This is a genomic window from Alcanivorax limicola, assembly GCF_019931215.1.
Classification (GTDB): domain Bacteria; phylum Pseudomonadota; class Gammaproteobacteria; order Pseudomonadales; family Alcanivoracaceae; genus Isoalcanivorax; species Isoalcanivorax limicola.
In genome coordinates this window covers 1,024,251-1,044,046 of sequence record NZ_JAIOUB010000001.1, presented here as the reverse complement: position 1 = coordinate 1,044,046, position 19,796 = coordinate 1,024,251, and the positions used below count along the sequence as shown (strand labels likewise).

At 62.6% G+C, this 19,796-nt stretch carries 20 protein-coding genes; 9 read left to right on the top strand and 11 right to left on the bottom strand.

Going from position 1 to position 19,796, the window contains the following annotated elements; genetic code table 11:
• Nucleotides 1-91: 91 nt before the first annotated feature.
• From K8B33_RS04585 to K8B33_RS04570, 4 genes are all read right to left on the bottom strand, one after another.
• Nucleotides 92-388 (bottom strand): sll1863 family stress response protein, encoded by a 297-nt coding sequence (locus tag K8B33_RS04585; protein ID WP_223423825.1) that lies wholly within the window; start codon nt 386-388, stop codon nt 92-94.
• A gap of 55 nt (nt 389-443) precedes the next feature.
• The gene (gene egtD, locus K8B33_RS04580; RefSeq protein ID WP_223423822.1) at nt 444-1,433 is read right to left on the bottom strand and encodes an L-histidine N(alpha)-methyltransferase; all 990 of its coding nucleotides are present in this window, start codon (nt 1,431-1,433) and stop codon (nt 444-446) included.
• Nucleotides 1,430-2,797, bottom strand: coding sequence for an ergothioneine biosynthesis protein EgtB (gene egtB / locus K8B33_RS04575; protein ID WP_223423820.1), 1,368 nt, complete (start codon nt 2,795-2,797; stop codon nt 1,430-1,432). The genes egtD and egtB overlap by 4 nt, the downstream gene beginning before the upstream one ends.
• A gap of 130 nt (nt 2,798-2,927) precedes the next feature.
• Nucleotides 2,928-3,653 (bottom strand): glycerophosphodiester phosphodiesterase, encoded by a 726-nt coding sequence (locus tag K8B33_RS04570; RefSeq protein ID WP_223423818.1) that lies wholly within the window; start codon nt 3,651-3,653, stop codon nt 2,928-2,930.
• Nucleotides 3,654-3,751: 98 nt separating this feature from the next.
• Here K8B33_RS04570 and K8B33_RS04565 point away from each other — a divergent pair, with 98 nt between their 5' ends.
• The 3 genes from K8B33_RS04565 to K8B33_RS04555 all read left to right on the top strand — a co-directional run bounded on the left by K8B33_RS04565 (nt 3,752) and on the right by K8B33_RS04555 (nt 5,307).
• Nucleotides 3,752-4,027 carry a hypothetical protein gene (locus K8B33_RS04565; RefSeq protein ID WP_223423816.1) on the top strand — a complete coding sequence of 92 codons (276 nt, stop codon included), beginning with the start codon at nt 3,752-3,754 and terminating at the stop codon, nt 4,025-4,027.
• Nucleotides 4,028-4,162: 135 nt separating this feature from the next.
• Complete coding sequence (locus K8B33_RS04560) at nt 4,163-5,047, top strand: universal stress protein (RefSeq protein WP_223423814.1); 885 nt, start codon at nt 4,163-4,165, stop codon at nt 5,045-5,047.
• Nucleotides 5,048-5,157: 110 nt separating this feature from the next.
• Nucleotides 5,158-5,307 (top strand): DUF3096 domain-containing protein, encoded by a 150-nt coding sequence (locus tag K8B33_RS04555; RefSeq protein ID WP_223423812.1) that lies wholly within the window; start codon nt 5,158-5,160, stop codon nt 5,305-5,307.
• A gap of 520 nt (nt 5,308-5,827) precedes the next feature.
• Here K8B33_RS04555 and pyrC read toward each other — a convergent pair.
• Nucleotides 5,828-6,862: a dihydroorotase gene (gene pyrC, locus K8B33_RS04550; protein WP_223423810.1), complete on the bottom strand. Its 1,035-nt coding sequence runs from the start codon at nt 6,860-6,862 to the stop codon at nt 5,828-5,830.
• Nucleotides 6,863-7,018: 156 nt separating this feature from the next.
• Between pyrC and K8B33_RS04545 the strand changes: the two genes are divergently transcribed.
• From K8B33_RS04545 to K8B33_RS04535, 3 genes are all read left to right on the top strand, one after another.
• Entirely contained in the window at nt 7,019-8,857 is a 1,839-nt protein-coding gene (locus K8B33_RS04545; RefSeq protein WP_317846191.1) for an ABCB family ABC transporter ATP-binding protein/permease, read from the top strand.
• 113 nt (nt 8,858-8,970) lie between these two features.
• A complete protein-coding gene (locus tag K8B33_RS04540) occupies nt 8,971-9,441 on the top strand; it encodes a hypothetical protein (RefSeq protein WP_223423808.1) in 471 nt (156 codons plus the stop codon).
• A 23-nt stretch (nt 9,442-9,464) separates the two neighbouring features.
• Nucleotides 9,465-10,625: a PQQ-dependent sugar dehydrogenase gene (locus K8B33_RS04535; protein ID WP_223423807.1), complete on the top strand. Its 1,161-nt coding sequence runs from the start codon at nt 9,465-9,467 to the stop codon at nt 10,623-10,625.
• Nucleotides 10,626-10,653: 28 nt separating this feature from the next.
• Here the strand turns inward: K8B33_RS04535 and K8B33_RS04530 are convergent, their stop codons facing one another.
• Genes K8B33_RS04530 through coxB form a run of 4 tightly spaced genes read right to left on the bottom strand, consistent with a single transcriptional unit; the run spans nt 10,654 to nt 15,410 of the window.
• A complete protein-coding gene (locus tag K8B33_RS04530) occupies nt 10,654-11,535 on the bottom strand; it encodes a cytochrome c oxidase assembly protein (protein WP_223423805.1) in 882 nt (293 codons plus the stop codon).
• The gene (locus K8B33_RS04525) at nt 11,528-11,890 is read right to left on the bottom strand and encodes a hypothetical protein (RefSeq protein ID WP_223423803.1); all 363 of its coding nucleotides are present in this window, start codon (nt 11,888-11,890) and stop codon (nt 11,528-11,530) included. Before K8B33_RS04525 ends, K8B33_RS04530 begins: the two co-directional genes overlap by 8 nt.
• Nucleotides 11,890-14,367: a cytochrome c oxidase subunit I gene (ctaD, locus tag K8B33_RS04520; RefSeq protein ID WP_223423801.1), complete on the bottom strand. Its 2,478-nt coding sequence runs from the start codon at nt 14,365-14,367 to the stop codon at nt 11,890-11,892. The genes K8B33_RS04525 and ctaD overlap by 1 nt, the downstream gene beginning before the upstream one ends.
• Nucleotides 14,364-15,410, bottom strand: coding sequence for a cytochrome c oxidase subunit II (coxB, locus tag K8B33_RS04515; RefSeq protein ID WP_223423799.1), 1,047 nt, complete (start codon nt 15,408-15,410; stop codon nt 14,364-14,366). Before coxB ends, ctaD begins: the two co-directional genes overlap by 4 nt.
• Before the next feature lie 45 nt (nt 15,411-15,455).
• On the opposite strand from coxB, the gene K8B33_RS04510 reads away from it, so the two are divergent.
• Nucleotides 15,456-15,956 carry a DUF2231 domain-containing protein gene (locus tag K8B33_RS04510; protein ID WP_223423797.1) on the top strand — a complete coding sequence of 167 codons (501 nt, stop codon included), beginning with the start codon at nt 15,456-15,458 and terminating at the stop codon, nt 15,954-15,956.
• Nucleotides 15,957-15,961: 5 nt separating this feature from the next.
• On the opposite strand, the gene K8B33_RS04505 is transcribed toward K8B33_RS04510, so the two are convergent.
• Nucleotides 15,962-16,453, bottom strand: a complete 492-nt coding sequence (locus K8B33_RS04505; RefSeq protein ID WP_223423795.1) for a CopD family protein — start codon at nt 16,451-16,453, stop codon at nt 15,962-15,964.
• A gap of 136 nt (nt 16,454-16,589) precedes the next feature.
• Here K8B33_RS04505 and K8B33_RS04500 point away from each other — a divergent pair, with 136 nt between their 5' ends.
• Both K8B33_RS04500 and sbcB read left to right on the top strand, forming a co-directional pair.
• A complete protein-coding gene (locus tag K8B33_RS04500; RefSeq protein ID WP_223423793.1) occupies nt 16,590-17,819 on the top strand; it encodes a lytic murein transglycosylase in 1,230 nt (409 codons plus the stop codon).
• A gap of 27 nt (nt 17,820-17,846) precedes the next feature.
• Nucleotides 17,847-19,334 carry an exodeoxyribonuclease I gene (gene sbcB / locus K8B33_RS04495; protein WP_223423790.1) on the top strand — a complete coding sequence of 496 codons (1,488 nt, stop codon included), beginning with the start codon at nt 17,847-17,849 and terminating at the stop codon, nt 19,332-19,334.
• Between the two features lie 7 nt (nt 19,335-19,341).
• Here sbcB and K8B33_RS04490 read toward each other — a convergent pair whose 3' ends face one another.
• A complete protein-coding gene (locus tag K8B33_RS04490) occupies nt 19,342-19,737 on the bottom strand; it encodes a DUF2721 domain-containing protein (protein ID WP_223423787.1) in 396 nt (131 codons plus the stop codon).
• Nucleotides 19,738-19,796 lie beyond the last annotated feature (59 nt).

Sequence of the window (19,796 nt, the reverse complement as noted above, 5' to 3'; positions counted from 1 at the left end):
GCACAGGGGCAGCATGATGCTGCCCCTGCTTGTGTTGGCCGCGTGTGCGCTGAGTTGCTCCGGGCAGTGTGCCAGTTGCGGCCTGAAAAGATCAGTTCCCGGGGAATAGCCGGTCAGTCACGGTTTTCAGTTCCCGGGACAGGCGCTCCCAGCCACTTTCAAGTTTGCTGCGGGTTTCTTCCCAGTTTTCCTCGACGCTGTCATGGGCATTCTTGACGCGCATCTCGAGATCGCGAAGTACCTGCTCAAGCTCCGGGCGACGCTCTGCCCACTGTTGCTGCACTTCATCGCGTGCCTGCTTTGCCTTGTCCTCAAGACGATCCAGTTCGCCGTCCCATTCATCCAGCTTGCGCTTGATGCGCTCGATATATTCCTTCCTGTGCGGCATCGGACAACCTCCATAAGAACGTACTCCTTAACCTTCCTCCAGCCGGGTCGACAGGTCAAGTGCCACTGGGCGCCAGGCAAAATACCGCGAACATGCCGGCCGGGTCCTGCCAGCAGTGCCGAACCGTCAAGCCTGCGGCATCCGCAAGCAGGGCAAAGTCATCGCGAGTGTATTTGCAGGAATACTCCGTGAGCAAACGTTCGCCGGCATCCAGCGTAATCGTGATGTCGGCGCAATCAACCTGCTGCGCCTTCCGGCTCTCCAGGTGCATTTCAATGCGCTTTTCTGCCTCATTATAGTGCGCGACATGGCGAAACGCGCGCAGGTCAAAATTGGCCGGCAGCAGTTGATTGAGGTGGCGCAGGATATTCAGGTTGAAGTCCGCCGTGATGCCGGCGCTATCGTTGTAAGCGGCTTCAAGCGTGGCCGTTTCCTTGTGCAGATCAATGCCAATCAGCAGTGTACCGCCGGCCCCGATAAGCGTGGCGGCCTGGCACAGAAACGCCTGCGCTTCATCACGCTGGAAGTTGCCCAATGTCGAGCCGGGATAGAACAGACAGCGCGGCCCCGCAGGCAGGCTCTCGGGCATCGCCGTCAGGGCGGTGAAATCTGCCTGGATGGCCGTGACCGGCAGCCACGGAAATTCCGAACGCAGTTTTTCCGCCGATGCATGCAGAAAGTCACCGGCGATGTCCGTGGGCACATAAGCTGCCGGTTGCATGGTGGGTAACAGCAAACGCACCTTTTCACAGCTGCCAGCGCCGGGTTCGATCAGCACACGGCGGGTGCCGGTTGCTTGCGCGATCTGTCGGGAGAAGGCCTTCAGAATGCCGCGTTCTGTCCGCGTCGGATAGTACTCCGGCAGCGCCGTGATGCGTTCGAACAGCGCTGAGCCATGGCTGTCGTAAAAGAATTTCGGATTGATGCATCGGGGTGTGGCGTTGAGCCCGGCCAGTATTTCTGCCGTGGTGTCGCCCGAGGCGGTGGACAGATCGACGAAGTCGGGCAGTGCGTTGCGGGCAGACGCGCGTGTGGCAAGGGTCATCTGGCAGTCTCCGGACGATCATCACGGGCCAGGCGCACACCGCTGAACTGCCAGCGATCACCCGGGTAGAAGAAGTTGCGATAGCTGGGGCGAATATGTTGCCGCGCACTGACACAAGAGCCGCCGCGCAGCACCAGCTGATTGCACATGAATTTGCCGTTGTACTCACCGATGGCGCCTGCTGCGGGGCGATAGCCCGGATAGGGGCTGTAGCTGTTGGCGGTCCATTCCCAGACGCTGCCGAACAGTTGCTGCAGCGGGCCGGTGTCGGCGGCGGCTGCGGTCGGGTGACGCATGCCCTGATCCAGAAAATGTCCGCTGAGCGCTGGCGATGCGGCGGGCGAGCGCGCAGCCAGTTGGCTGTTGGCGGCGTGTTCCCACTCCGCTTCGGTGGGCAGCCGGGCGCCCGCCCAGCGCGCCAGGGCATCGGCTTCGTAGGCGCTGAGGTGGCAGGCGGTGGCGGCGGGGTCCAGCGGCTGGAGCCCGTGCAGGGTAAAGTTGTGCCAGGCACCGTGAGCATCCTGTTGCCAGTAAAGCGGATGTTGCCAGCGCCCCTCCTGCACTCTGGCCCAGCCGTCAGCCAGCCAGAGCGCCGGGTTGCGATAGCCGCCATCCTCAATAAAGGCCAGCACCTCGGCATTGCACAGCGGACGCGTTGCCAGACGAAAGGGTTGCAGCAGCGTCTGGTGACGCGGCGTTTCGTTATCGAAACAGAACTGATCCGGCTCTTCATCAACGCCGAGGTGGGAGAGCCCGCCAGCAAAGCGATGCCAGGTTTGCGGCGTCTGCGTATCGCTGACGGGGAGTGTCGCCGGTTGCCACGCGGGCAGAAGAGGGTTGCAGTGAAAATTGTATTTGAGGTCAGTAAACAGCAGTTCCTGATGCTGGTACTCGTGATGCAGGCCTAACCGTGTGCGCGACAGGATCACCGCAATGTCCCGATGATCCTGCTGGTTCAGCAGCTGCGCCATGGCGTGGTCCACATGAGCCCGATACCGGATCACCTCCTCCACAGTGGGGCGTGAAAGCAGCCCCCGTTCGGCACGGGGAAACTGGGCACCGACACCGTTGTAATAGGAATTGAACAAGTAGGCATAGCCGGCGTTGTACTCGGTATACCCTTGCAGAAAGGGACGTAACAGAAACGTCTCGAAGAACCAGGCGGTATGGGCGAGGTGCCACTTTGCAGGACTGGTTTCCGGCACCGCCTGCAGGCCGAAATCCTCCGTTTGCAGTGACGCGCAATGAACCAGCGAGGCGTCGCGTACATGACGGTAGCGTGTCAGCAGCGCTGCCGCATCGTCCGTGCTCATGCAGTCGTCATCGGTGTCGTCGTCACCGACCTGTCTGGCGGGATGGTTCATGTTTGCCACCTTTCCTTTTATGGCTTATCCGTCATGGCGAGGGCCCGGCATGTTCATGTGCGGCACCGCACAGGAGTATGCGCATCACACATGACAAAGTATGACAGCAACGCCAGCGGAAGGACGTGAATCACAAGGGTGCCCGGCCGTTGATCAGTATTTCATTGGCGCCATTGGCCAATGCTTTCTCCACGTCGGCAGGGGACTCGGGCAGGAACGCCAGCACCCTGGCGCCGTGGCGCTGATAGGCGCGAATCACAGACCGTCGCAGCAGGTTCAGGCCAAAGTAGCGTGGCGGAATCGAGTAGGTCCGGTTGCGGCAGATATTGCCGAGCTGGCTCATGCCGCACAGCACCGACAAGCCGGCGCGACGGCATTCGCGCTGGTCTGCCATGGTGACGGCGTCGGGGAAGTAGCGGGCCAGCAACGGATAGTGTTGCGGTGCCCACAACAGAAAGCGGGCCTTGCGCGTCAGCCAGCCACCGGCGCCATGCCGCTGGGCCCAGTCATGCAGCAGTTTCAGGGTCTCGGCACCGCGCTCCGGCTTGATGTCCAGAATCCATGACTGGCGATCAAACTGCTCGGCGAATTCAGTGAACAGGGGCGGCACCTGACCATCGGCGAGACGGGCATTGCGGAATTCGGCCAGCGTCAGCGTGTGAATGGCGGCGGGGTTACCCGCCGTGCGGCCCATGTGCGGATCATGATGCAGCACCAGATGGCCGTCGCTGGTGCAGCGCAGGTCGGTCTCAAGATGGGTGAAACCGGCATCCACCGCAGCGCGGAACGCCAGCAGTGAATTTTCTGCGTAGCGTTCGTTGAGACCGCGATGACTGATCCAGACGATGGGTGTCATATCCTGCATCCGGTATGGCAACAACCTGCGTTTCATTATTACGCTGATAGGGTCTGAAGGCCAAGTTCTCACAGGAAAGCTGTCACAGGAGTTGCACGATGCAGACCGTGTTATTACTGATATTTACGTTGGGTACACTGGTTGCGGTGATCTATGCCCATCGGGTGCTGGCCGTGCGGGCAGCAACGGTGCGACAGGTTCTGCTGGTCCGTACCGTGCTGATTTCCGTCGGCGCGCTGTTCGGGGCTATGATGGCCTGGCGCTATGCACAGCTGGGCGATCTGTCGCCCTGGCTGGTGTTCTTCAGCGCTTTCGGCGTCACTCACGTGCCGGCGGCTTTCATCCTCTGGCTGAAGGGGCTGGAGAGGCGATAGGCCTGTTGGTCGGACGCAGCGTGCCGTGGCATGAGATTGTTGACCTGCGTCAATGTGTTGACCGATGGCGCGGGGGAGACTGACCGTCGACCGGGTGTGCCGGGATGACCCGAGCAGATTTTTCAGGAGACAGATATGAGCACCATCAAGTCAATTCGCATTGCGACGGACTTTTCGGAATTTTCAGACCGGGCAGCACGCCGCGGCGCCCTGCTGGTCGACGATCTGGGATTGAGCAAGGGCAAGCTGGTTCACGTACAGGATGGTCCGGGTGTACGCCGTGTGCGGGCGCTGTTGCCGGTTATCGCCGGGCTGGAGCGTAACCTGGCCGAGGCGGCAGAAAAGGCGCTGGCCGCCAGTGTCGAGGAAGTTCTGGCCGCCACCGGTGTCACCCTGACGCCGGAGATGGGCGAAGGCAACGTGATGGACGTGATGCTCAAGGGGGCGGATGACAGCACGCTGGTGATCGTCGGTGGCCAGGGCGCCCATGCACTGCAGGACCGTATGCTGGGCACCACCGCAGAGCGGATTGTGCGGCAGAACACCAGCCCGACACTGGCGGTGCTCGCGCCGGCGGACAAGCCTTACCGGAAAGTGCTGGTGCCGGTGGATCTGTCCGCCGCGTCCGCGCCGGCCCTGCGCATGGCCCGCGCCATCGCACCCGAGGCGCGTCTGTGCCTGCTGTACGCGCATACACCGATTCCGGCCGCCTTTGGCAGCTACTCGGTGATCACGGAGCATGACCTCAGCCGGGCGACCGGCGAGCAGGAAGCAAACGTGCGCGCGGCGATGGAAGCACTGCGCGATGAGTGTGGCCTGAGTGCTGACGACGTGGAAATCATCACTGCGCATGATTATCCGGCCCGCATGATCATGGCACAGATCAACGATCAGTCGGCCGATCTGGTGGTGATGGGCAAGCACGGCGACAATCGAGTCGCAGAGTGGCTCATAGGCAGCGTGACAGCACGGGTGCTGGGCCACGCAACCTGTGATGTGCTGGTCGTCCCGGCCAGCTGATTTACAGGTTTTTGCACACGGCACGGCGTCTTTCGGGCAATCTCGATAATGCATGACTGCATGTGAGCAAGCATGCGAGCAAGCCCGAAAGACGAGCCAGGAGAAGCCCGATGCAGATCACCATGGATATGGCTTTATTGACCGCGATTCTGTCGATTATCGCGGGCGTATTGATTCTGATGATCCCCCGATTGCTGAATTACATCGTCGCCCTGTACCTCATCCTTGTGGGCGTGGCGGGTGTGATTACCTATCTCTAGTATTTTCACAAGGTTCATCGCGGATCAGAGGAAGTGTTTGCCTGTGATGACCACTTGTGGGTCAACCAAAAGGTAGGTGGCTCCTCTGCGGGTTGGTCACCTTCCATCGAGTACGCGTTGAGCCGGGGTGCGCCCTTCCGGGACCGCTCAAGCCGTCCCTGGGCGCTCGCGCTTTGGCCATCCCTGGCCAAAGAGGTCCCTCCATGGCGCACCCCGGCTCAACGCTGGCAGTAGATTCGAATCACGGTGGTTATAGCAACTTTCTGGAGGAACAAACCCGTCAGTTGGCATCGAGGCTGTTAACCGGGCTGCGCGTGACGGCCCTCGGGGGGCGGGTACAGGTTTTCAGGACTGTGTGAGACAAGGATGTCGAACACAAGCCCCCAGGGATGGGTTTACGGCGGGTCCTGAAAACCTGTACCCGCCCCCCGAGGGCCACAACCACCAAACCAACAAGGAATGGAAGACGCCCGGAACGAACCTCCCATCCACGATGAACGCCAAAAGCGCGCTATCGCTATCAGGCCAGTCGCCACTGCAAGGCGACGCCGGCCTGCCAGGGCACCAGAGTTTCACCCGCGGCGTGAATATGCGCCGGCACCTGCCAGGGGTCGCGTTTCAGCGTCACGGTATCGGTGTTGCGAGGCAGGCCGTAGAAGTCTGCGCCAAAGTGACTGGCGAAGGCCTCCAGGCGTGATAACGCACCGTGCTCCTCAAAAAACGCCGCATACAGCGGCAGTGCCGCCGGTGCGGAATAGCAGCCTGCGCAACCGCAGGCGGCCTCTTTCTTGTTACGCGCATGAGGCGCAGAGTCCGTGCCCAGGAAGAATCGCGCATCCCCCCCCAGAACCGCCTGCTGAATGCTGAGCTGATGCTCGCGGCGCTTGAGCACCGGCAGGCAGTAGTTATGCGGCCGGATACCCCCGGCCAGCAAGTCATTACGATTCATCATCAGATGCTGCGGCGTCACAGTGGCAGCAGTATGGCTGTCGTGGTCCTGCACAAACTGCACACCCTCGCGAGTGGTGACGTGTTCGAAAATGATTTTCAGATCCGGGAAGCGTTGCCGAATCGTCAGCAGGTAGCGGTCAATGAACAGCTTCTCCCGGTCGAAGATGTCGATCTCGGGTTCTGTCACCTCGCCATGGACCTGCAGTGGCATGCCATGTTTCTCCATGGCTTCATACAGCGCCATAATCGCAGACGGATCACGCACACCGCTGTCAGAGTTGGTCGTGGCACCCGCCGGATAGAGCTTGCAGCCGTACACAATCCCTGATGCCGCCGCCGCGGCGATATCGGCTGGCGTGGTGGCCTCGGTGAGGTACAGGACCATCAGCGGCTCGAAATCGGTACCGGCGGGCAGGGCGGCCAGGATGCGTTCACGGTAGGCCTGCGCATCGGCAACCCGGATAACAGGCGGCGTCAGATTGGGCATGACGATGGCACGGCGAAAGACGGCGGCCGTGGCCGGCACGGTTTCCAGCAGCATATCGCCATCGCGGAAATGCAGATGCCAGTCATCGGGACGTGTCAGGGTGAGGGTGTCGGTCATCGTCAGGTTCACTCTCGGGCTAAAGTCACTCTCGGGTTAAAACTGTGGGCTGCGCAGGCGGCAAGGATAGCAGATGGTGCTGCAGACGGGCAGTTCACTCGCGGCCCCACCCGGTAGCCGTTATAGTCGTGGCCCCTGAGTTCCGGAGCTTGCCGCGTGCGTCAGTTTGCCCAGCACGACAATTCTGCCGACCACCCCGCCGACCAGCGCCCGAACTGGCGTATTCTCCGCTCGCTGTGGCCTTACCTGATGGAGTTCCGCACCCGTGTGGTGCTGTCGATGGTATTGCTGGTGCTGGCGAAGCTGGCCACCGTGGCGATGCCGCTGGCGCTGAAATATATCGTCGACGCGCTGGAGGCGGAACGGGGTATGCAGGCTGCCCTGGCTGTGCCGGTGTTGCTGGTGCTGGCCTATGGCGCGCTACGCTTTGCCTCGACCCTGTTTGGCGAACTGCGCGATGCGGTGTTCGCCCGCGTGGCCGAACGTGCCATGCGCCGGGTGTCGTTGAAGGTCTTCGAGCATCTGCATCGTCTGGAGCTGAGCTACCACCTGTCACGGCGCACCGGCGGGCTGGCGCGGGATATCGAGCGCGGCACCAACAGCATCAGCTTTCTGCTGCGTTTCGCCATTTTCAATGTGGTGCCAACCCTGCTGGAAATCCTCATGGTGGCGGTGATTCTGCTGCTGGTGTTCAGCCCCGGGTATGTGCTGGTGGTGTTGCTTGCGGTATTCACCTATCTGGTATTTTCCATTCGCATTACCGAATGGCGCACCCGCTTTGTGCGTGAAACCAACGAAATGGACAACCGCTCCAACACCCGTGCCGTGGACAGCCTGCTCAACTATGAAACCGTCAAGTACTTCGGCAACGAAGGCTTTGAAGCGCAGCGTTATGACGCGGACCTGGTCCTGTGGGAAGAAGCTCGCATGAAGAACCGCTTGTCCCTGTCGGCGTTGAACAGCGGGCAGGCGTTGATCATCGCACTCACCATGACGGTGATGATGTGGATGGCGGCAAGCCAGGTGGCGGCGGGCACCATAACCCTCGGCGACCTGACCATGATCAACGCCTACATGATTCAGCTGTTCGTGCCCCTCAATGCCCTGGGTTTTATCTACCGTGAAATTCGCCAGGCGCTGATCAACGTCGAACGCATGTTCGGTCTGCTGGAGCAGCCGCCCCGGGTGACGGACCCCGAGGAGGGCACCACCCTGACCATGGGCGGTGCCGCGCGCGCGACGGACCAGGCGGTGGGTGAGGTGGTGTTTGAGCGTGTCAGTTTCGGTTATCACCCGCAGCGGCCGATCCTGCATGGGGTGGATTTTCGTATTCCGGCGGGCCGAAAAGTGGCTGTGGTGGGGCCGTCCGGCGCGGGTAAATCAACGCTGGCACGGCTGCTGTTTCGCTTCTTTGATGTGGAGGCAGGCGCGATTCGTATCGACGGCCAGGACCTGCGTGCGGTGACCCAGGCGAGCCTGCGGCAAGTGATCGGCGTGGTGCCCCAGGATGCGGTGCTGTTCAACGACACCATCTTCAGCAACATCGCCTACGGTCGGCCGGGCGCCACCCGGGCCGAGGTGGAAGATGCGGCCCGGCGCGCCCATTTGAGCCAGTTCATCGCCGATCTGCCGGAGGGGTTCGAGACCATGGTGGGGGAGCGCGGCCTGAAGGTCTCCGGGGGTGAAAAACAGCGCATTGCGATTGCCCGGGTGCTGTTGAAAGACCCGCCGATACTGATCCTGGATGAAGCGACCTCGTCGCTGGACGCTCACGCCGAACAAGTGGTGCTGGCGGCCCTGAACGAAGTGGCTGCCCGGCGCACCACCCTGGTGATTGCCCACCGGCTTTCCACCGTGCGCGATGCAGATCAGATTCTGGTGCTGGAGGCCGGGCGCATTGTCGAGTCAGGCGATCATGAGACGCTGCTGGCTGCCCGGGGTGCTTATGCTGCGCTATGGCAGGCGCAATCCCGGGAACGGCCTGCCTCGGCTTGACCTGGTCCGCGACAGCGTATGCAACTGGTGTCGTGCGGATGGTCGTGGCACAGTCGTGGCACAGAACGTCGTGCCAGGATTCAACGGATAGCATCAAGGGCGGAGCGGGAGCCATGCAGAAAATGATAGTGAGCGCGATGCGCATGTTGGTGTATTTCATTCTGGCGGTGCTGTGCGCCAGCCTGGCGGGCAGTGTGATCCAGAGCCAGTTCAATCTGGTGGCGATCAGCGCCCTGGGCGCGCCGGTGCCCGTTCCGGTATGGCTTGCCACGACGCTGGAAGACCTCGCCGGTTTCGCCCCCTTGTACGCCGCCATGATGGCCGTGAGCCTGTTGCTGGCCTTGCCGGTGGCCGCTCTGGCGCTGCGGCTGCTGACGCCCGCACAGCGCAGCACCTGGCAGTTGCCGGTGTATGCCCTGGCCGGGGCGCTGGGAATCTGCGCGGCGTTCCTGGCGGCCAACGCGGCGGCGCCTATGCCGACCTTGATAGCCGCAACGCGCAGCGTCGCCGGCACGCTGGCCATGATGCTCAGCGGCGCGCTGGGCGGCTGGGTGTTTGCCCGACTGCACACGCTCGATCAGTGACCCGCCACAGCGAGGATCGCCTCATGTACAACCGCTTCCCCCATGCCCCGCGTCGCGTCAGCGCTGCACGCACTACAAGCCTCATCGCCTTGCTCATGGCAGTCCTGTGGCTGGCGTCCGCCCACGCCGCGGACAGTGAATCCCGTGAGTACGACAGCCAGGTGATGGCCGAAGGGCTGGTCCATCCATGGTCCCTGGCATTTCTGCCCGATGGCCGCATGCTGGTAACGGAACGTGCCGGGCGTTTGCGCTTGGTGGATGTGCAAGACGGGTTGCGCGAGGCGCCGGTCAGCGGTGTGCCGGATGTGTTTGCCAGCGGTCAGGCAGGCCTGAAAGACGTGGTGCTCGCGCCCGATTTTGCTGACAGCGGTGAACTGTATCTCACCTATGCCTGCGGCACGGCCCGTGCCAACGGCCTGTGCCTGGCCCGCGCCCGCTGGCAGGACGATGCATTGCAGGACGTGCAGACCCTGTTCACCACCCGCCCGACCAAACGTGGCGATGCCCACTACGGCGGCCGCATGGTATTTCTGCCGGACGATACGCTGGTGCTGACGCTCGGGGATGGCTTCGATTATCGCGAGGCGGCGCAGGACCCCGGCAGCCATATCGGCAAGACAGTGCGGCTCAACCGGGATGGCTCGGTGCCGGCGGACAATCCCTTCGTGGGCCATGCAGGCGTGCTGCCGGAGATCTACACACTGGGGCATCGCAATGCGCAGGGTATTGTCTTCGATGCGACCACGCAGCGGCTCTATGCCCATGAGCATGGCCCGCGTGGCGGCGATGAACTGAACCTGCTGGCGCCCGGCAAGAATTATGGCTGGCCGCTGGTGACCCACGGCAAGGATTACACCGGCGCACGCATCACGCCTTACACCACACTGCCGGGGTTTGAACCGCCGATGGTCGACTGGACGCCGTCCATCGCGCCGGCGGGCATGACGCAGTACCGCGGCGACCTGTTTCCGCAATGGGAGGGCAACCTGCTGGTGGCGGCCCTGGCCGGCAAGCGGGTGCATCGCGTGGTGCTGAGTGACGAGGGCGCTCGTGATGAAGAGCAATTGTTTGGCGAGATCAATGCGCGCTTTCGTGACGTGCGGACCGGGCCTGATGGCGCCGTCTACCTGCTGACAGACAGTCCTGCGGGGCGCCTGCTGCGCATCACACCCGCAGAGCGCTAACCGCCTGCTCGACGCCACACCCGACGTCTCAGGTGTGGCGTACCAGCCAGCGGTAGCCGATCCAGCTGATGGCGGCCAGATAGGCGATGCCGCCGGGCACCCACATGATCAGACCGGCGAGCTGTTGATCCGCCAGGCTGCGCGCCTCATCGTAAATGGGCGCCGTGGCAAAGGTCAGCAGGGCGCCAAGCAACCCGGTATGCATCAATGTCAGCAGCAGCGCCATCAGCGCCTTGCCGGTATTGAGGCTGCTGCCGCGCAACACCGCCCACCAGAACACCCAACCGCTGAGCAGAAAGCAGGCATGCTCCAGCAGGTGCCACCAGACGTTTTCCACGGCAACCATGTAAGGCCCCGGCGCATGCCAGACCCATATCATGGCGCCGTGGACCAGCGCAGCGGCCAGCGGATAGCGAGTGGCCCGCAAAAGCGGTTCCCACAACACCTTGCCCAGATCGCCCGTGGCAGCACGCCACTGGGGCAGGGGGCGTGCCAGGACCCACAGCGGTGGTATCACCACCATCAGCAGCATGTGTTGTGTCATGTGCATGGCCGAACTCGTCTTGGCCCAGTCATCAAACGGCCCGAACAAGGCCAGTGCTGCGACCAGCATGCCGCTGTGCAGCGCCAGCGCTTCCCGACGCCGGGGTTTTACGCCGCCACGACGTGTGATGCTGCCGAGCACATAGGCCAGCCACATCAGGCCCAGCAGCACGGCGCTGAGCAATGCCGGGATGCCGTCGGCGCCGCCCAGCACATCCAGGGGGCTGTGTGCGGCAGCGACGGAAGGCAGGGCCAGTCCAACCAGAAGCAGTCCAGCCAGAATCAGTCTAGCCAGAACCCGTCCGGCAAAGCCGATGGGCCTTGCCTGGCGACGCAGTGCGTCCGGGGCGGGCGACAGCTCAGACACAGGGCGGCAAGACCAGAATCGGAAGCCCGGTGATCAGAGTGCTGACAGCGGCAATGACATGCACGCCGGCGGCAAGACGGGCAATGAACCGGCGCTCTGTGCGTGGCTCATTCCGCGCCGCCATCAGACAAAAGCGCGCGAGGGCCAGCAGGCCGACAGTGACGACGAGGGTCAACAGCCCCAACACGGCATTGATCCAGGTGAGCGAGCCCGCCTCCGCCGCCGGGGTGGCGATGGCGCAGCCCACGGAGAGCCCGCCGTAGACGGCAACGAACCACAGGGCCCAGATCACCAGTCCCAGAGGCAACTGGAACGGATGCACGGCGGCAATCGGGAATGGTTTTCTTGTCCACATCAGTAAACGCCCCAGCTTTGTGGAAAGGCGATCAGTACCAGCAGCAGGATCCAGGCGATCAATTGGGTGTAACGCCATAACTGCCGCACGATCGGCACTTCGAAGGGCGCCGCTGCACTGACATAACCCAATGCCACCCGGCGCAGTTGCAGCAGCGTGGCCAGAGTGGCCACGCCTGCATGCATCAGCAGATACAGCAACATGACCAGGATCACCGCGTCGTGCGCCTGGCCGGTGATATCCAGCGGTGCGCGCAGCAGCGCGATCAGTGCCGCACAGGCGACAAGACCGATGCCGGCAACCGCCCACAGAGTGCGTGGCAAGGCGGCTCCGTCGCCAGTGCGCAGACGCACCAGTGTGCGCCGGTACAGCAGCGCAGCCAGAGAGCACAGCAGGCACACCGTCAGGAGCAGGGGCCATGCGAGCGGTGAGGTTTCCGGGAATTGCCAGAGCGGCGCTACCGTCCACAAATAGAACCAACCGAACAGCATCGACATGAACAGTGAGCCGCTGGCGAGCAGGGCGGCGTTGGTGCCCCAGAGCCCCGGGCTGTCAAAGCCGGTGAAATGCATCGGCAACGGGTCCGGGGCTGGCAGGGCACGGGCATGGGGTTTGCGCAACCCGTTATGCCAGGACCAGGCACTGAGCAGGCCCACACTCAGCAGCGCAATGAAGGCCGCCAGGGGATAGGCGCGTACCAGCAGCGACACACACAACGCGGCCAGCGCCAGGGCACAGACGAAGGGCCACCAGGAATTGGCTGGCAAATGGATCACCTGTCGGGGCTCGCCGCTGACCGGATCGCAGCCCAGGGTTTCCCGGCGGCCATGATGCATATCAGGCAGCCAGGTTTCTTCCTGCAACTGCGCGTCGTGACTCGGGTGGCGGTCGTGCACCCGCGGCAGCAGGTCGAAATTCCAGGTGGGCGGCGGCGCAGCCATGGACCATTCCAGTGTGTCCGCATGCCAGGGATTGGCCTTCGCCTTGCGACCGAAGCGCGCATGGGTCAGCAGATCGATCAGCACCATGGCGACCCCGGCGCACATGACAAAACCGCCGACGGAGGAGATCAGGTTGGGAATGTCCCAGCCGAGCCCGGCCTCATAGGTGTAGACCCGCCGGGGCATGCCCAGCAGGCCGGTGAAATGCATCACCAGAAAGGTCAGGTTGAAACCGATGAAACACAGCCAGAAGCCCCAGCGCCCCAACTGCATCGAAGGCATGCGCCCGGTGAACAGCGGCAGCCAGTAGTAGATACCTGCCACCAGCGGAAACAGCATGCCGCCGATCAGCACATAGTGCATGTGCGCAACGACAAAATGCGTGTCGTGCACCTGCCAGTTGAAGGGCACCAGCGCCAGCATGACACCGGTGAGGCCGCCGAAGACAAACACCACCAGAAAACCGAACACCCACAGCATGGGCAGGCTGAATACCGGGCGGCCGCCCCACAAGGTCGCCAGCCAGGCAAAGATCTGTATGGCGGTGGGCACCGCCACCAGCATGCTGGCCACGGAGAAAAACGCCTGCGCCAGTTGCGGAATGCCAACCGTGAACATGTGGTGGACCCACAGGCCGAAACTGATGAAACCCGTGGTCAGCACCGCCAGCACCACGGCGCGGTAACCGACAATGGGCCGGCGCGCAAACACCGGAATCAGTGTCGAGATCACCCCGGCGGCGGGCAAGAAGATGATGTACACCTCCGGGTGCCCGAACAGCCAGAACAGATGCTGCCACAGCAACGGGTCGCCACCCCGGGCCACATCAAAGAAGGCCAGCCCGCCGGCACGCTCCAGCTCCAGCAGGATGCTGCCGAGGATCAGCGGCGGAAAGCCGAACACCACCATCACCGACGTGACCAGGATGTACCAGACGAACAGGGGCATCTTCGACAGGCTCATGCCGGCGGTGCGTGTGCGCAGGATCGACACCAGCAATTCGATACCGGCGGTGACCGCTGCGATCTCCACAAAGGTGACGCCCAGCAGCCAGAAATCGGAATTCACCCCTGGCGAAAACACATCGCTGCTCAACGGCGTATACATGAACCAGCCGCTGGCGGGCGCCAGCGCCAGCACAATGCTGGCCATCAGGATCAGGCCGCCAAACAGGTAACAGAAATAACCGAACGCGCCGAGGCGCGGAAAGGCCAGGTCCCGGGCGCCGATCATTTTCGGGATCATGTACATGGCCAGGCCTTCCAGCATCGGCAGCGCAAACAGGAACATCATCACCGTGCCGTGCATGGTGAACACCTGGTTGTAGATATCCGAGGACATGAAGGCCTGATCGGGGAACGCCAGCTGCGCCCGGATCAGCATGGCCAGCAAACCGCCGACCAGAAAAAACACCAACCCGGTGAGCATGAATCGTTTGCCGATCACCGAGTGGCTGACCACGGTCAGTGCACGCCAGCCAGTGGGGTTGTGCCAGACCGCGGCGCGGGTGGCACGGGTGGTCTGCTGTTCGCTCATTGCTGTCTCCGCAACCAGTCGACGAGCGCCGAGAGGGTGTCATCGTCGAGATGATCATGGGCTGGCATGTGATTGCCGGGCTTGAGGTGCTGGTGTTCGCGCAGCCAGCGTTGCAGGCCGTCGCCATCATGGCGCAATGTGCCCGCACCGAGCAGCGTGCGGCTGTGCAGATGGCGCAAATCCGGACCGCCGGTTGCGGGCGTGCCGGCGACACTGTGGCACTGACTGCAATGGGCTTCAAACACTTGCGCGGAGGGCGCACCTGCGTCGCGAACAGGCCGCGCCTCATCCGCCTGCCGGGCAGCGACCCACTGCGCGAACGCCTCCTCCGGCAGGGCCTCCACCGTGAAACGCATACGCGCATGCTGCAGTCCGCAGAACTCGGCACATTGGCCACGGAAGCGGCCGGGTGCGTCGGCCTGCAGCCGCAGCACATTGGTGCGTCCGGGAATCATGTCGAGCTTGCCGCCCAGTTGCGGCACCCAGAAGGCGTGAATGACGTCAGCGCTGGCGAGATGAAAATCCACCGGGCGCCCGGCGGGAATATGAATCTGGTTGGCGGTGGTGATGCCCTGCTCGGGATAGTGCACTTCCCACCACCACTGGTGGCCGGTGACCTCAATGCGCAGCGGTGCCTCCGGCAACGGCAGTGGCAACATCCGGTGCCCCATGGGGATGCCGAACGCCAGCAGCACGACCATGGTGACGGTCGGCAAGATCAGGCCGCCGCCGATCAGCCAGCGCCGCGCAATGATGCGGTCAACAGCTGCAGTGTGGCGCATGCCCGCCTGTTCCGGTGCGGGTTGTTCGGATGACGCGGGAGGCGGGCGACGAAACTGCGCATAGAGCCACAAACCGACCACGGCAAAGACGATGACCGCTGACGTTCCCAGCATCCACCACCACAGCAGCGCGATGTCCTGCGCGGCAGGACCGGCGGGTTGCAGTGCAGACTGGCTGCCTTCGCAGCCGCTGAGCAGCGCAACAGCCGTTACTGCGAAAGTAAATAATCCGACACGGGGTTTGTCACGGAGGGGGTGCATCAGGCAGGCTCTGAGGCCATGCAAGACGGAAACCAGAGCAACGCCATGACGCGCGAACCAGGCAATCAACAGAGCAGCGGGCAACACAGCAGCAGGCCGGAGAATATTCCCAGTCGCGCAGCGATTGGCGGGCACCCGCTGCATCCGATGATGGTGCACTTCCCGGTGGCGGCCTTGCTGGGCGTGCTGGGGGCGGATATCGGCTGGTTCTTTACCGGCGATGCCTTCTGGGCCCGCATGGGGCTCTGGCTGGCGGGTGTGGGCGCTATCGGCGGCTGGCTGGCGAGTATCGCGGGCCTGATTGATCTGCTGACGGTGAGTGCCATCCGTCGTCTGATTACCGGGTGGCAGCACGCGATTCTCGCCGTGATGATGCTCTCCATTGCCACACTCAACTGGCTGTTGCGTCTGATGTGGGGTGAGATAGTGATTCTGCCCTGGGGCATGGTCGCTGGCTGGCTGACGGCGCTGCTGATTGCCATGGCCGCTTACCTGGGCGGGCGCCTGGTCTATGAGAAGGCGGTGGGTGTGGATGTAGAGCAGTGAGTGCGTCATAGCGGCTTCGCCAGCACCAGATACAGCACCAGCAGAATCAGTAGCGTGGTCAGTGATGCGGTCAGCGCACAGAGGAGAGTCAGCGTGCGTGAGGCCCCGGCCGTTGCGTCCGCCGCATGCAACTCGCTGCGTTGAATCAGCCAGCCGCAAAACGCATGGCAGAGCACCATGCCGGCCACCAGTAGCAGCTTGGCGAGCAGCCAGGCCGGGAAAGAAGGCAAACTGTCATGCTGTGTCAAAGAGGTGACGCGGATATCCAGCACCCCGGCGAACAGCAGACTGCCCGAAATAATGGCCAGCAGTGCCGCCGGCGTGGCGACCAGCGTAAAAAACCGGCGCGGTAGCCCGGGGCTGGTTACGAGTGCAGCGTCCGCCGCCTGCGTACCGCGTTGCGCCCGGTCACAGGCAGCAATCAACGCGGGCAGGTACAGCAGTGCGCCGCACCAGATTCCCAGTGTGGTGATATGCAGGATCTTGAGCCAAGGCATCATCACTCAGTGTTATCGCAGCCATGCGCGGCTTTTGCAATCACTGGTCTGCTCAGCAGAGAAGAGGTTTTACATTTGTGTCGACGAGAGCTGATGGATACTGTTATCGCCTGAGCTTTGGTCTGCTGGAGAAATAATGAAGTCCCTGTGTGCGGTATCTGTTGCAGTCATGCTGAGTGTGTCCCCTGTTTTCGCCAACGATGCCGTGGAGGATACAGCCAGTCTGACCATGAGCGAGGCAGACTTTACGGCCTGTGTGAGCCGGCTCGGTGAGCGCGCCCGGGAAGCCGGTGTGTCAGCGAAAACCGTAGAGGCGAGCCTTTCCGGGTTGAGCTTCAATACCCGCGTTATCGAACTGGATCGTGCTCAGCCGGAATTTACGGCCAGTTTTGCCGGTTATTTCAACACGCGCATGAGCGAACAGCGGATCCAGCGGGGCAGGGACATGCTGCGCGAGCATCGTCCGCTGCTGGATCGCATTGCGCGGGAGTATGGCGTGCCCGCGCAGTATCTGGTGGCATTCTGGGGCATGGAAACCAACTACGGCAGCTTCTTCGGACGCATGTCAGTGATCGAATCGCTGGCCACGCTGGGGTGTGATGGCCGCCGCAGCACCTATTTTTCCGGTGAGCTGGTGAATGCACTGCGCATCATCGACGAGGGAGCAATTACCCCGCAGCGGATGCAGGGGTCCTGGGCCGGCGCCATGGGCCATGTTCAGTTCATGCCGTCCGTTTTCCTGGAGTATGCAGTGGATGATGACGGCGATGGCCGTCGCGACCTGTGGGGCAGCGTTCCCGATGCCATGGCATCAGCGGCTAACTTCCTGCGCGGCATTGGCTGGGAGACAGGCAGCCGCTGGGGACGGGAAGTGCGCCTTCCCGAGGGCTTCGACTACAGCCTTGCCGGATTAAGCGAACGGCGGACGCTGGCCGAGTGGCAACAGCAGGGCGTGCGCATGACGGATGGCAGTGCCTTGCCGCAGGTCGAGGATATGCGCGCCTCATTGTTGCTGCCCTCTGGCCATCAGGGCCCTGCATTCCTGGTGTATGACAATTTTCGTGTGATCATGCGCTGGAATCGCTCCGAGTTTTACGCTCTGTCGGTGGGGCACCTCGCAGATCGTATTGTCGGTGCCGGCGCACTGAGCCGGGCACCGGTGGACGCCCCGCGCCTGCACCGTGATCAGGTCAAGGTGGTGCAGACCACCCTGAACGACAAGGGCTTCGAGGCGGGCGAGGTCGATGGTATTCTCGGCCCGGGCACGCGCGCAGCGCTGGGCCGATTCCAGAAAGACCAGGGCATGATCGCAGACGGTTTTCCGGGCAAGGAAGTGCTGGCCCGTCTCGGGGTTGAGGTTGAATAACGCGCTGCGGCATATCAGGACAGCTTCATGACACAGACCACCTTCTACTGGCACGACTACGAGACCTGGGGCGCGACACCGGGGCTCGACCGGCCGGTACAGTTTGCCGGCCTGCGCACTGACGCGGACCTCAATGTGATCGGCGAACCGCTGATGCTTTACAGCCGGCCCGCCGCAGATTTTCTGCCGCACCCGGAAGCCTGCCTGATTACCGGCATCACACCGCAGCACGCGCTGGAAGAAGGCATTCCCGAAGCAGAATTCATCGCCCGCATTCATGCCGAACTGTCGCAACCGGGCACCTGTGGCGTGGGCTACAACAGCATCCGCTTTGATGATGAAGTCACCCGGCACACCTTGTACCGCAACTTCATGGACCCCTATGCCCGGGAGTGGCAAAACGGCAATTCTCGCTGGGATCTGATTGACGTAGTGCGCCTGTGCCGGGCACTGCGCCCGGAGGGCCTGCAGTGGCCCGAACGCGAGGACGGCACCCCGAGCTTCAAGCTGGAGCAGTTGACCCGCGCCAACGGCCTGGCCCACGAGGCGGCCCATGATGCGCTGTCCGATGTGACGGCGACCATCGCCATGGCCAGGCTGTTGCGCGAAGCACAACCCAAACTGTTTGAATACGCGCTGTCGTTGCGCTTCAAGCACGAAGTGGCGAAGCAACTCAACGTCGTCAGTCAGGTGCCGGTATTGCATATCTCCGGCAAGATCCCGGCTGCGCGTTTCTGTGCCGGCATCATGATGCCGCTGATGATGCACCCCACCAATCGCAACAGCGTTATCGTCTATGACCTGAGCGTGGACCCGCAACCGCTGATCAATCTGGATGCCGACGCCATTCGCGCCCGCGTCTTCGCTTCGGCGCAGGAACTGGACGCACTGACCAGCGAGGACCCGGCGGCGGCACGCATTCCACTACGGGAAATCCAGATCAACCGCTCACCGATGGTGGCCACCATCAAGCTGGTGGACGACACGGTGGCCGCACGTTTGCAACTGGATATGGACGCCTGCCGACGTCATTGGCAACTGCTGCGCGACGCCATGCAAGCTGACCACCAGGGCATCAACGCCCGATTGGCCGCAGTCTTTTCCCAACGTGATTTTCCAGCCCAGACCGACCCGGATTTACAGCTCTACAGCGGCGGGTTTTTCAGTGACAACGACCGCCGCCTGATGACCCAGGTGCGCGACACCGACCCCGAAGCACTGGTCGGCAAGCCCCTGCCGTTTGAAGACCCACGCCTGCCGGAAATGCTCTGGCGCTACCGCGCCCGCAACTATCCCGCGTCACTGACCGCCGAAGAGCGCGGTGCCTGGATCGCCTTTTGCCGCGAGCGCCTGCACACACCGCCTGCTGGCGCATTGAGCGTAACGGCGTTTCGTGAACGCCTCGCCACCTTGTCCTCGGAAGACAGAAGCGACCGCGACCGCCACATACTCGACGAACTGTCACACTATGCAGACGAACTGATGATGGCTGTCGACCAACCCGACGTTCAGTGACTGGCGTTCAGCGACCCGCATTGTCCTCGATGTCCTGCAACTGCACGTTCAGGGCATTGGTCGAGATGGTGACTTCCCACAGGGAATACACCAGCGACAGCGACAGGCTCAACAGACTGGCACCAAACAACACCATGCCCACCAGCGCCAGCTGCAGAAACAGCGCGAACATGGACAGGGTGCACAACAGGAAGCTGAGCACCCCCGCTACCTGCATGGTCTTGGTCAGGCCAATGCGCTGACGCAGCAGATGAATCTGCCGGGTCTTGATCTCATGGTGCTGGCTGCGCTCCTCGTCGGCCAGCTTGCGAATCAGCTGGGCCAGCGTCAGAAAGCGATTGGTATAGGCCAGCAGCAACAGTGAAATAGCCGGGAACAAGAGGGCAGGGGTGGTCAGGGTCACGGGTGTCTCCTTCAGCAACGTGCTGCTATGCTACCGCATCAGCACGGCGTCCGTAGCGA